General features: G+C 70.5%; 13 protein-coding genes. 8 read left to right on the plus strand and 5 right to left on the minus strand.

The window, feature by feature from the left end; genetic code table 11:
* Positions 1–36 precede the first annotated feature (36 nt).
* The 5 genes from IPK71_26590 to IPK71_26610 are packed head-to-tail and all read left to right on the plus strand — an operon-like array spanning position 37 to position 2,199.
* Positions 37–363: a hypothetical protein gene (locus IPK71_26590; GenBank protein MBK8217310.1), complete on the plus strand. Its 327-nt coding sequence runs from the start codon at positions 37–39 to the stop codon at positions 361–363.
* A 1-nt stretch (position 364) separates the two neighbouring features.
* On the plus strand, positions 365–712 hold the full coding sequence (locus IPK71_26595; GenBank protein ID MBK8217311.1) for a hypothetical protein: 348 nt from the start codon (positions 365–367) through the stop codon (positions 710–712).
* Between the two features lies 1 nt (position 713).
* Positions 714–1,073, plus strand: a complete 360-nt coding sequence (locus IPK71_26600) for a hypothetical protein (protein ID MBK8217312.1) — start codon at positions 714–716, stop codon at positions 1,071–1,073.
* A complete protein-coding gene (locus IPK71_26605; GenBank protein MBK8217313.1) occupies positions 1,070–1,336 on the plus strand; it encodes a hypothetical protein in 267 nt (88 codons plus the stop codon). Before IPK71_26600 ends, IPK71_26605 begins: the two co-directional genes overlap by 4 nt.
* Positions 1,333–2,199, plus strand: coding sequence for a hypothetical protein (locus IPK71_26610; GenBank protein MBK8217314.1), 867 nt, complete (start codon positions 1,333–1,335; stop codon positions 2,197–2,199). The genes IPK71_26605 and IPK71_26610 overlap by 4 nt, the downstream gene beginning before the upstream one ends.
* Positions 2,200–2,218: 19 nt before the next feature.
* Here the strand turns inward: IPK71_26610 and IPK71_26615 are convergent, their stop codons facing one another.
* From IPK71_26615 to IPK71_26625, 3 genes are all read right to left on the minus strand, one after another.
* Positions 2,219–2,620: a hypothetical protein gene (locus IPK71_26615; protein MBK8217315.1), complete on the minus strand. Its 402-nt coding sequence runs from the start codon at positions 2,618–2,620 to the stop codon at positions 2,219–2,221.
* Between the two features lie 71 nt (positions 2,621–2,691).
* Complete coding sequence (locus IPK71_26620; protein MBK8217316.1) at positions 2,692–4,926, minus strand: radical SAM protein; 2,235 nt, start codon at positions 4,924–4,926, stop codon at positions 2,692–2,694.
* On the minus strand, positions 4,923–6,029 hold the full coding sequence (locus IPK71_26625) for a radical SAM protein (protein ID MBK8217317.1): 1,107 nt from the start codon (positions 6,027–6,029) through the stop codon (positions 4,923–4,925). Before IPK71_26625 ends, IPK71_26620 begins: the two co-directional genes overlap by 4 nt.
* 124 nt (positions 6,030–6,153) lie before the next feature.
* Here IPK71_26625 and IPK71_26630 point away from each other — a divergent pair, with 124 nt between their 5' ends.
* From IPK71_26630 to IPK71_26640, 3 genes are all read left to right on the plus strand, one after another.
* Positions 6,154–7,671 carry a peptide MFS transporter gene (locus tag IPK71_26630; protein MBK8217318.1) on the plus strand — a complete coding sequence of 506 codons (1,518 nt, stop codon included), beginning with the start codon at positions 6,154–6,156 and terminating at the stop codon, positions 7,669–7,671.
* Positions 7,672–7,694: 23 nt separating this feature from the next.
* Positions 7,695–8,648 (plus strand): hypothetical protein, encoded by a 954-nt coding sequence (locus IPK71_26635; GenBank protein ID MBK8217319.1) that lies wholly within the window; start codon positions 7,695–7,697, stop codon positions 8,646–8,648.
* Positions 8,649–8,745: 97 nt separating this feature from the next.
* Positions 8,746–10,203, plus strand: a complete 1,458-nt coding sequence (locus tag IPK71_26640) for an MFS transporter (GenBank protein ID MBK8217320.1) — start codon at positions 8,746–8,748, stop codon at positions 10,201–10,203.
* Between the two features lie 5 nt (positions 10,204–10,208).
* Here the strand turns inward: IPK71_26640 and IPK71_26645 are convergent, their stop codons facing one another.
* Positions 10,209–10,565: a hypothetical protein gene (locus IPK71_26645; protein ID MBK8217321.1), complete on the minus strand. Its 357-nt coding sequence runs from the start codon at positions 10,563–10,565 to the stop codon at positions 10,209–10,211.
* Positions 10,566–10,843: 278 nt separating this feature from the next.
* Positions 10,844–12,100 (minus strand): hypothetical protein, encoded by a 1,257-nt coding sequence (locus tag IPK71_26650; protein ID MBK8217322.1) that lies wholly within the window; start codon positions 12,098–12,100, stop codon positions 10,844–10,846.
* Positions 12,101–12,124 lie beyond the last annotated feature (24 nt).

Consider the following 12,124-nt stretch of genomic DNA (forward strand, 5'->3'; position numbering starts at 1 on the left):
TTGCGCGGAGGCGCTGGCTCTGCCATTCTACGCCCCATGACGGACGAGAAGGGGCGCTCCCCCGAGGGCCCGACGGAGGACGAGCTCGATCGCCAGGCGATCCTGGCGCGACGCAAGCGGTTCATCGGCGCGGCGCTCCTTGGCCTCGCGGGCGCGGCCGCGGTCGCGTGCTCCGACGCGATCGATACCCCCAAGGGAGACGCCGGGACGGCCGACGCGGCCGCCGACGCGACGCCCCAACCGTGTTTGAGCCCGGTCGTCCCCCCGGAAGATGCCGGACGCGACACGGGATCCGACACGGGCTCCGACGCGACGCCTCAACCCTGCCTGAGCCCCCTCCCCCCCGACGCCGGTCGAGACTGACATGAGCGAACCGAAGGCCCCGAAATCGCCGCACGAGCCCGAGTCCGACGAGGACACCCGCGCGATCGTGGCGCGACGAGGGCGCTTCGTCGCCGCGGCCCTCACGGGGCTCACGGGCGCAGCGCTCGCGGCGGCCTGCGCGTCCGCCGAGGCGTGCCTCTCGATGATCGCGCCCGAACAAGACGCGGCGACCGACGGGGATCGGCCGGCCGACGCGACCGCCGACGCACCCCCGGTGCCATGTTTGTCGATCAAGCCGATCGACGACGCGGGCGACGCGGGCGACGCGAGCGACGCCGAGCCCATGCCGTGCTTGAAGATCGCCCCCGACGCGGGCGATGGAGGGTGACATGACCAAAGACGACACCCCCGAAGGTCGCGCGCCCACGCCCGACGGCGTGCCCGTGGACGACGATCGGCAGGCCATCCTCGCGCGACGAAGCCGCTTCGTGGCCGCCGCCGTCGTGAGCCTCACGGGTGCGGCGTTCGTCAACTGCGCAGCGTGCCTGTCGCCCTCCGACCCCGACGTGCGTGACGCGGCGACGATCAGCGACGGGGGGAGTGACGCGACCGACGCCCGCCCCCAGGCGTGCCTCAGCATCGCACGTGACGCCGAGCCCGAGGGCGACGCCACGCTCGACGCCAAGAGCGACGCGACGCCGCAGCCGTGCCTCGTGCCTCCGCTGCCCGACTCCGGCCGCGACGAGTGATCGACGACGACGCCCCTGATGACCGCGCCGTCGCCGAACGGCGCTCGGAGCTCGTGGAGACCGCGCTGCGCGACGCGACGGCGAGCCGCCCCGTGCTCCTGCGAGGCGGAAAAGGCGAGCCCTCGCCCCTCCCCTGCCTGTCCGTCGCGCCCCCGCTCGAGCCGCGGCCCGTTCGGCGCGGCCTCTGGACCGCCGTCTCCTTGAGCCTGCTCTTCGTGCTCGCCGGTGCCGCCGGGTACATCGCCTTTCGGCGCCCCCGATGACCGAGGCGGAGAGCACCGAATGGCGACGCGCGTGCGGGCTCAGGTCCGCGACGGTGCGTGAGGAGCTCACGTTCTTCGCGCTCGGCGCCGTGCCGATAGCCCATGGATCGAGCACCGAGACGCGGGCGGCGAGCCTCGCGCACGTCGGGATCGGCCGAGGCTCCTCGGCCCGTGCCCCTTTCGAGGACGACCGCGACGCCTTGCTCGCGCTGTCGTCGACGGGGCTCCTCAACGCGCAGTGGCTCCCCGTGCTCGCCGCACCCGAGTCCGCCCGCCCGTGGCTCGTCGAGGCGGCCAAACGGCCGTTCGACGCGCTCGGCGAGGTCTCCGGCACGGACGCGGTGGTGCACGGTCGCATGCGCCGGGCCGACACGAGGCTCTCCGAGCTCTTGCTCTGCGACATGGCGCTCGCCCACGACACCTTCGTGACCGACCTCTTGCCGACGGTGCAGGCCGACGCCCCGTCGCTGTCGCGGCTCGCGAGCACCCTCGCCGAGCTCGAGGCGACGTTCCCCGGGCTCGGACGCGCGAGCGTGGTCGCGACGGCGCTCCTCGGGCCCTCGGGGCGCGTCTTTCGGCTTTCGCAAACCATCGTATTCGTTGGATTTTCGCAGACTTTTCCTGACCCCGACGAGGCGGCGCTCCTCGCGCTCCACGAGGTGGCCGTGCTCGCCGCGAACGCGCCGTACGCCGAGGCCGAGCGCGCCGCGATCGACGCCATCGGGCACCTCGTCCAGGGCACGCGCTTCGAGCCCGTCTTCGCGCGACGGATAAGGCGGCTCGATCTCCGCGCGCTCGTCCCACGAGGCACCGTGGACGAGATCGAGCGCGCCGTGGTCGAGGAGCTGACGCGCGCGCCGTGAGGCCAAACCTGTGCGCTCGTCAGCGCACGAGCCCGAAGAAGCCGAAGAAGTAGACGATGGCGACCCACTCGCGACGGACCCCGCGCGCGTACCCGATCGTCGACCGGCTCGCGCTCTCGACCCGGCCGTCCGGCAGGATGTAGCCCAACGTCGATCGGCTCGCGTTCTCGACCCGGCCGTCCGGCAGGATGTACCCGAGCGTCGATCGGCTCGCGCTCTCCACACGCCCCTCCGACGTCACGTACCCGAGCGTCGATCGGCTCGCGTTCTCGACGCGGCCCTCGGACGTCACGTACCCGAGCGTCGATCGGCTCGCGCTCTCCACACGCCCCTCCGACGTCACGTACCCGAGCGTCGACCGGCTCGCGCTCTCGATCGGCTCGGCGAGCGCGGCGGAGGCGAGGGCGGACACGAAGACCACGACGAAGGCGAAGGGGGCGAACCTCACGGGAGCGTAAGACGCGCCGACACGCCGATCATTCACACGCGGCCTCACACGACCTTGAGCCGCACCTTGCCCCGCGGGGCCGCCTCGACCGGGGCCCGGCGCGCGGGCTCCGCGGCGACCACGTGGGTGCGCGCCGGCACGTAGAGCACGTCGGCTACGGCCTCCCGCACGATGGCGCCGTCTTCGTCCAGCCGGACCCGCTCGAGCACCTGGGCGCCGTCTCCGCCCGCGCGCGTGATGGGCAGGACGAGCACCGCGTGACCGAGCCGCTCGAGGAAGAGCTTCGGGATCTCGCCTACGGCAAAACCGACGACGACCGCATCCCAAGGGGGGCCCTCCCAGACCTCGGGGGAGAACGCACTCGCGGCCAAAAGCTCCGCATTTTCATAGGTTTGCAAAAGGCGTTGGCCGACCGCGACGAGCGCCGGATCGAGCTCGACGCCGCGCACGAAGCCCCTATCCCCGACGAGGCGCGCGAGGAGCGCGGTGCCGTAGCCCGTGCCTGCGCCAAGGTCGAGGACCCGCATGCCTTCACGAATGCCCGCGGCCGTGAAGGTCGTCGCGTAGGCGTGGAACGCGCTCACGCTCGAGAGGCCTTCGCGATCGAGGCGCACGGCCACGTCTTTGGTGCTCGCGAGGAGCTCGTCGGGCGGGACGAAACGCTCCCGCGGGACCTCGACGAGGGCCTCGAGGAGCGAAGGCGCGAGGTCACCGGAGGTACGCGCCATCGCCGCGACGTTCCGAGCCCGGAGGGCGGCGAGGAGGGACGCGACCTCGGCGTCTTTCGCGAGCTCGTCGCGCGCGCGCGTGGTCTTCCCGGTGTACTTGGACCACGCGTAGTACCGCTCGCGAAAGTAGAGCCGCGAGCGATCCGAGAGCTGCTCGAGCTGGCCCTCGAGCGCGCGCAAGAAGTACGGGCGGGAAGGCCCCGCGTACGCGAAACGCGACGGGAGCTCCCGCAAAATGGGCTCGAAGAGCTCCTTCATGAGGGCGTCGCGGCGGGAGTACGTGAGCTCGCGCGACGGGTCGACCCACTCGGAGAGGAACGCCTGATCGCCGTCCTTCCACCACTCGGGCCTGTGCACCTTCGTGCCGAAGCGGCGCCCGTACTCGTCGAGCTCGTCGTCGATCGGAGAGCCCGGGTAGAACCGGAACGGGTCGATCGAGAGGAAGCCCGTCGTGGCCTCGGGCTCGAGGAAGAGCCGCTTCATGTAGGCCGCCGAGGCGCGCATCGAGGCCTCGGTCTCGCCGGGGTGGCCGACGATCACGTTGGCGCCCCACGGGACCCCGAGCTCGTGGGCGCGGCGCCCGACCTCGAGCATGCGATCGAGGTAGTCGTGGAGGCGGCCGGCCTTACGAATGGTGGCGAGCATCTCGGGATCCCCCGACTCGAGCCCGAAGCCCGGCGCGCAGTTCGCGGACCGAAAGAGGCGGAGGTCCTCGTCGTCGACCATGTCGACGCGGATGAGGAGCCAGTTTTTGTCGGACGGGAGCCCGAGCTCGGAGAGCCTCGAGAGAAACTCCCTCCGCCACGCCTTGGGCATGCCGAAGAGCGCGTCGGCGAAGTACACCGTCCAGCCCGAGAGGCCGAGGAAGGCATGCAGCTTCTTTAGCTCGTCGATCGCACGATCGACCGAGTAGCCGCGCCAGCTCACCTCGCGCTTGGCTTTTTCCATGCAGAATGCACAGTCGAACGGGCACCCGCGCGAGAGGTACACCTCGACCTGGCTCGCGACCTTGCGCGCGATCGGGCGGTAGCGGGAGAGGAAGCCGTAGTCGGTCTCGGGGAGGTCGTCGAGGCGGGTGATAGGGTCGGGGCCCAGGATTTCCCCGCGGATCGGCGCGCCGCCGCGGACCGAGTCGACCACCTTGGCCATGGGCTTTTCGCCCTCGCCCACCACGGCCACGTCGAAGGGGGACCCGTCGTAGACGATGTCGCGTGGGCGCGCGCTCACGTGGTACCCGCCGCCCACGAGGAGCGCACGAGGGTGCGCCGCGCGGGCGATCTCGGCGAGGGCCGACACGAGGAGGTAGTCGAACGACGAATAGACCGAGAAGCCGATGACGTCGTAGCCGCGGCCGTCGGGCCCCGCGAAGAGCTTCGCCAGGTCGACCTTGCCGAACGCTCGCTCGCACGCGAGATCGCACACGGTGACGTCGGCCCCAGCGCGCGCGCGGAGGTAACCGGCGAGGCCCACGAGCTGCGGCACACCGAAGTTGCCCGCGGCCGCGCCCTCCGACCCCGGCCACACGAGGAGGACCTTCGGGCATGTGCTCATGCGGGCGCGTTCGCCGTCTTGCGACGGACGAGCCGGCCGAGAGGCACGAAGGGCTCGCTCTTGGCTCGCGCCGCCTTGAGCTCGGCGGAGAAGGCGTCGTCCACGTGCTGCGCGACGAACGGGTCGAGACCGCGCGCCGTGAAGACGCTCTCCGACGCGGCGCCGCAGCCGCCGATGCAGCTCGCCTTCATGGGGCACGGGGCGCAGAACTCGGGCACGACGTCGCGGTAGCGGGCCACGATCTCCGAGGTGACCGAGGCGGCGAAGCTCTCGCCCCTGTCGGTGTGGCCGACCACGTCGGTGTGGAGGGTGCAGTTTCGGAGCTTCCCGTCGGTGCCGAGCGCGAACTCCTGGGCCTCGGTGCCGATCGGGCACGACGAGAAGCGCACGTGAGGGAAGTCTTTCGTGTCGACCACGCACGGCGGCACCGGCATGGTCACCTGCACCGTCATGCCGCGATCGCGCGCGAAGGGCTCTGCCTGCGCGAGGGCCGTGAGCACGTCGCTCCGCGAGGGCAAGAGCTCGGCGATCTGCTCGGAGGCGTAGCCCGCCGGCGAGTACCGCGAGAGCGCGATGTCACGCACCCCGAGGCTGGCAAAAAGCTCGAGGATCTCTTTGATCTTGTTCGCATTTTTGCGTGTCACCACCACGCACCCGGAGACCTTGACGCCCTTGCCGACGAGGGCACGGATCCCCGCGAGGGTGGGCTCGAAGTGGCCCGGCCCCACGTGCGCTTCGTGGAGCGCGGCGTCCGGCCCGTTCAGTGTAATCTGCACAAAATGAGGCTTGAAGGGGGCGAGGCGCTCCGCGTGGGCCTCGGTGACGATCCCGCCGTTCGAGATGAGGATGGCCCGGAGGCCGTGGCTCTCGAGGCGTTCGAGCACCTGGAAGAGGTCGGCCCGCGCGAAGGGCTCACCGCCCGTGAGGGTCACGTGATCCCACTCGACCTCGGTCGCGGCGCGGTCGACGAGCTCGAGGAGGCGCTCGGTCGAGAGGGCCTGGGCCTCCTTTTTGTCGCCCCTCCAGTCGTTGTAGCAGTAGCCGCACTTCTGGTTGCAGTAGCCGGTGAGCTCGATGGCGAGGGAGTGCCGCTTGGGCCGCATGGTGCTCGAAGCATTTCCCACCCCATGCGCTCGGTCAAGGAAGGGCCGCGCGTCATGCCCGAGAGCGTCGAAACGTCCCGTTCCGGCGTGCCGCCGACGACCGAGTCGTGTTAGGCCTCGCGCGATGACGACGCCCGAGAGCGAGCCCCTAGGCGAGAACACGCCCGGAACCGAGGGCGAGCCGCCCGTCCCCGTGACCCGGTTCGAGAAGCTCTTCGGGCACCCGCCGGGGCTCTTCGTCCTCTTCTTCACCGAGATGTGGGAGCGGTTCTCGTTCTACGGCATGCGCGGGCTCCTCAAGGGCTACATGCTCTACTTCCTCTTCGTCGAGTCGAGGCAGATCCTCTACATCGCCGAGGACGCCCCCGAGGGCGCAGCGAGCCCCGTCGTGCACGGCGATCCGTCGGCCGTCCTGGGGTGGCCCACGCTGCAGAAGATCTTCCTCGCGATCGACCCGCACATGGCCCTCCAGGGGCAGGCGTCGCTCGTGTACGGCCTCTACAACGGGCTTGTGTATCTTACACCCGTCTTCGGCGGCTACCTGGCCGACAAGTACTTCGGGCAACGCAAGATCGTCATGGTGGGGGCGCTGCTCATGGCGCTCGGCGAGTTCTTGATGGGCTCGACGCACCTCTTCTTCGTGGCGCTGCTCGTGCTCATCGTCGGCAACGGGGCCTTCAAGCCGAACATCTCGACCCAGGTCGGCAACCTCTACCGCGAGGGCGACCCGCGCCGCGACCGCGCCTACTCGATCTTCTACGTGGGCATCAACGTGGGCTCGTTCATCTGCAACCTCGTGTGCGGCACGCTCGCGGCGGTCTACGGGTGGAAGTACGGCTTCTGGGCGGCGGGGGTCGGCCTCTTGCTCGGCCTCGTGGGGTACGTCGCCGGCCAGAAGTACCTCGCCAAAGACAACATGATGCTCACGAAGGGCGCGGCCGCCGAAGAGGGCCCCAAGGAGGCCGCCGCCACGCCGGCGAAGAAGGGCCTCACCCGCGACGAGAAGCTCGTCATCGCGGCGCTCGTCGGCCTCTGCGCGCTGAACGTGCCCTTCTGGGCCGTGTACGAGCAGCAGGGCAACACGATGCAGACGTGGGCGGACAAGAACACCATCTGGCCGACGATCGCCGGCTTCCAGATCCCGACCGCGTGGTTCCAGTCGTTCAACCCGTTCATGATCATGGTGCTCACGCCGGCGGTGAACGGCCTCTGGACCTACCAGCAGAAGCGCGGGAAAGAGCCGAGCACCGTGTCGAAGATGGCCATCGGCTCGCTCATCTTGGGCCTGTCGTTCGTGGTCATGGCGGTGGGCGTGAGGGTGATCGGGGAGAACGGCAAGGGCTCCCTCTTCTGGCCGTTCTTCGCCACGCTCGTCATCACGGTGGGCGAGCTCTACCTGTCCCCCATCGGCCTGTCCCTCGTGACCAAGGCGTCGCCGAAGCGCCTCGTGTCGCTCATGATGGGCGTGTGGTTCGTCTCGAGCTTCCTCGGCGGTTTTGCGTCCGGCGTGCTCGGCGTATTCTACAAGGACGGCCACCACGAGCGCTTCTTCTGGATCATGGTGGCCATCGGCGTGAACACGGCCTTGGCCATGTGGGCGTTCAACAAACCGCTCCGCAAGATCCTGGGCACGAACGCGTGAGCTAGGCCAGTCGAGACGACGCCATGGCGACCGAACCGCCGACCGAACCGCCGACCGACGACGACGACAAACCTTCGAGGGCGCGCCTCGGGCTCTTGCTGCTCGCGCTCGTGGGCGTGGCCGGGCTCGCGGCGCGGAGGCTCGGCCCGACGCTGCTCTACTCCTTGCGGCACAAGGACCCGGTCGTCGTGCCGCACGAGGGCGAGCCGGTGCTGCCGACGGTCACCTACACTCACCTGCCGGGCACGGTGCGCGAGACCCACGAGGAGCTCACGGTCGACGGCCTCTCGCGCCGGTACGTGCTGCTCGTGCCGCACACGCCGAAGCCCGGGCCGCTCCCGCTCGTGCTCGTCTTCCACGGCGACGGGGGCTCCGACCGCTCGTTCCACGACGGCTTCCCGTTCGAGACGGCGAGCGGTGACGGGGCCATCGTGGCTTACCCGAACGGGCGTGACGCGAGCTGGGAGCTCCACGAGGGCCGACGGGACAACACCGACATCCATTTCGTCGAGGCCATCGTCGCGGACCTCGCCAAGAAGATGCCGATCGACACGACGCGCGTCTTCGGCAGCGGGTACTCGAGCGGGGGCTTCTTCATCAACCTCGTGGCCTGCGAGGTGCCCGGCTTTTTCCGCGCGATCGCGTCGAGCGCGGGGGGCGCGCCGCACGGACGCGCCGAGAAACACGCGAACGGGTTCACCAAGTGCGAGGGGCAGGTGCCCGTCGCGACCATGGCCCTCCACGGCACGCACGACTTCGGCGTAGGCCTCGAGAGCGGCGTGTTCTCGGCGCAGTACTGGGCGTACGTGAACGGTTGCGACACGAGCGCGATGGAGACCACCGCCTACGCCGAGTGCCACGCCTACCGCAGCTGCCCCAAGGAGAAGCCGGTCGTCTTCTGCAAGGTCGACGGCCTCGGGCACTGGGTGTGGGATCGCGCGGCCGAGGCGTCGTGGACGTTCTTCAAGCGCTCGTGAGCCGCGCATGAGCTCGAAACGAACGTAGGCGACCTCACGCGTCGGCGTCGTGCTCCCGGTCGACGGCCTCTGCGTGCTACTGGGTCACGGCCCGACGATGAGCCGAAGCCTCACCCTGACCGCGATCTTGCTCTCGATGTTCCTCGCGGCCATGGAGGCCACCGTGGTCGCGACCGCGATGCCGAGCATCGTCGCCGAGCTCCACGGGCTCTCGCTCTACGGGTGGGTCGGTGCGATCTACATGCTCGCCTCGACGCTCACCATGCCGCTCTACGGCAAGGTGGCCGATCTCTACGGCAGAAAACCGGTGCTCCTCTCGGCGCTCTTCGTGTTCCTCGTCGGGAGCGTCGCGAGCGGCCTCGCGCGCTCGATGCTCGCGCTCGTCGTCTTCCGAGCGGTGCAGGGCGTGGGGGCAGGCGGCATCCAGCCCGTCGCGCTCACCATCGTCGGAGACCTCTACAGGCCCGAGGAGCGCGCGAAGGTGCAGGGCCTCTTCGGCGCGATCTGGGCGTTCGCCGGCACGTCGGGCCCGCTCCTCGGAGGGTTCCTCGTGCACGCGCTCTCGTGGAGGTGGGTCTTCTTCGTGAACGTCCCCTTCGCGCTCTTTTCGTTCGGGCTGCTCGCGGTCGCGTTCCGAGAGGACGTGGCTCGAAAGAAGGTGCGCTTCGACGCGCTCGGGAGCCTGCTCTTGGCCGCCGCCGTCACGAGCCTGCTCGCCGGCGCGAGCCACACACGCCCGGAGGTGACCCTCCCCGTGGGCGTGCTTCTCCTCGCGGCGTTCGTCTACGTGGAGACACGCGCGGCCGACCCCGTGCTCCCGCCGAGCCTCTTCCGACGACGCGTGATCGTGGTCTCGAGCCTCTCGTCGGCGACGATCGGAGCCCTGATGGGTGGCACGATCACCTACCTCCCCCTCTATGCCCAGGCGGTGCTCGGAGAGACCCCGACACGCGCCGGGCTCCTGCTCGCGCCGCTGCTCGTCGCCTGGCCCGTCGCCTCGACGCTCGCGGGGCGCGCCCTGCCGAAACACGGGTACCGCCCGTTCGTGCGGGGAGGCCTCGGGCTCGTGATGGTGGCGTGTGTGGGGCTCTTCTTCGCGCTCCGCGCGCGCTCGGGCATCGTGGTGTGCGGCGCGTGCATGGGACTGCTGGGCGCGGGCAGCGGCCTCTCGAGCGTCGCGACGATCATCGCCGTGCAGGAGAGCGCCGAGTGGAACGAGCGCGGCGTGGCCACCGCGAGCAACATGTTCTTCCGGTCGGTGGGCGGAGCCCTCACGGTCGGCGCGATGGGCGCGGTCGTCGCTTCGGCGGTCGCGGAGCACGCCTCCCCCGAGCTGCTCGACGTGCTGCTCGGCCCCGAGCACGGCAAGGGTCTCGCGCCCGACGTGCTCGCGACGCTCGCGACCGACCTCTTCCACGGCACGGTCCGGGCCTTCGTGATCGTGCTCGTGCTCGGCGCGGTCGCCCTCGCGGCAGGCCTACTCTTCCCGAGCGTGGTGCCACGGGCGAAGCGCGACGGCGACACGCCCCCCGAGCTCGATCACGGCGCCGGCTGAGACCGCTACCTCGCTGGCCCCGCGGGGACGACCTCGAAGAGCTCGTCGTCCGAGAGCCCGAGCACTTCGCGCCCCGCCTCTCCGAGCCGCTCGCGCGGGACGTTCTCGAACCGCGCGACGAACCCGGGAGAGGGCCGGAGGGCGACCGTCTCGCCCGTGCTCTTCTTTCGGTACGAGGTGCGCATGCGATCCCGAGGCACGGCCACGTGGGTGAGCGTGAGGCGCCCGAGGCTCGCTCCCGTGGAGGCCTGGGTCCCGTCGGCCACGCAGGTGAACTGGACCTCGGCCGGGCTCTCGTGACGCACCTCGAGGTCGAACGAGCCACGCTCGAGGCCTAGTTTTTTCAGGGCGAAGGCGCCCATTCGGTAACCGAGCACCGCCCACGGACCTGCGCCGCCGTGGGCCTGGGCCACCGCCCGGAGGATCTCGTCGTCGCCCTGCGATGCCCCTTGGCCCGGGGCGCTCTCGTGACCGTGGCCGGGGTGCCCGTGCCCATGATGATGACGGGACGCGTCCGCGTGCGGCACGTGCGCGTTGGCCTCGGGCTTCGAGACCTCGGCGCTCCGCGGCGGAGCAGCAGGCGCGCACGAGACGACCGCGACCGCACCGAGCGCGGCGACCAACGCCCGTGACCACGCCCTCACGCGACACCTCCCTCGAACGACACGACGATCTTCGGAGCCTCCGCGCGCACACGTGCCCCGACCGCGCCGAGCGCGAGGACCGCGCCACCCCCACGTGCCTCGCGTGGGAGCTCGAGCGCACGCGTGCCACCGTGCACGACGAGCAGCACCCCTTGGGTGACACCGAGGCCGCCGAGCGCAGCCAACGCCGCGAGCCCGCGAGCGATCTCGGTGGCGACGGACCTCTCGGTGGGCTTGGCGAGGTAGACGACCTGGACCAAGGTGTCGCCGGGCGCGGCCCGCGCCGCGAGGTGCACCGTGGGGATGCCGGTGTCGAAGAGGTGCTCGGCGAGGGCCGACGCGAACGCGACGAGGGCCCGCTTGGCGCCGCGAGGGGCCGCGAGAGCATCGATCGTATCCCCATGAAATCGCTTTGCTTTATCGACGAATCGGCGGAGCGCCCCGTGGAGCCAGAGGCCCCGCTCGAGGGCGAGCACGATCTCTTCGTGGAGGAGCTCGGCGTCGCGGCGGGCCTGCACCAACGTCTCGGAGCCGGGGGCGTGGGTCAGCATGCGTCGCTTCGTGGGCTCGTGGAGCATCTCGGCGATGTCCTCGCGTTCGCGCGCGAGGCCTCGCTCCGCGCCATCGGAGGAGCGCGACGGCGCGAGGCACGAGACGGCCCAGTCGAGCCTGCCGAGCGCCACACCCGGGAGCGTCACCCCGAGGGTGCGGTACGTGCGGAACGCCTCTTCGTGGAGCTCGCGGAGCGCGTCGAGCCGCTGCTCGGCCGCGAGGAGCGCGACGCGCCCCGGCTCGGCGATCCGGTCGCGGGCCGAGCTCACCCAGAAGCGGACCTTCGAGACACGATGGCGCGAGGCGGCTCTATCCCACTTCGGCTCTTCGTTCGGGGGGTAGTCGAGGTGCTCGACCGGGACGAGGGTGCCTTCGTAGGCCGCGAGCTGCGCGGGATCGAAGCCTTCGATCCCTGCCGAGGCGGCCTCGAGCAGTGCCGGACGCACGGCGCGGAAGAGCGCGAGGAGCTCGTCCATCATGTGACGCTCGTGGGCGTGGTAGTCGGCCACCGCGGCGCGCACCTCGGCGTCGAAGTCGTCCAGGATCGCCGCGAGCATGGGCTCTCGCCGAAGGAGCGTGAGCACCCGCGACACGGTCATCAGGTAACGGTCGGCGTCACGCGTCGAGAGGAACGAGAACTGCCGATCGACGAGCTCGACGAGAAACGGTGCGCCCGTACCGGCGCGACGAGGGGTGCCCATCCGAGGCGTATTCGCGGGTTCCAC

This window comes from Myxococcales bacterium (assembly GCA_016712525.1).
GTDB lineage: Bacteria > Myxococcota_A > Polyangia > Polyangiales > Polyangiaceae > JAAFHV01.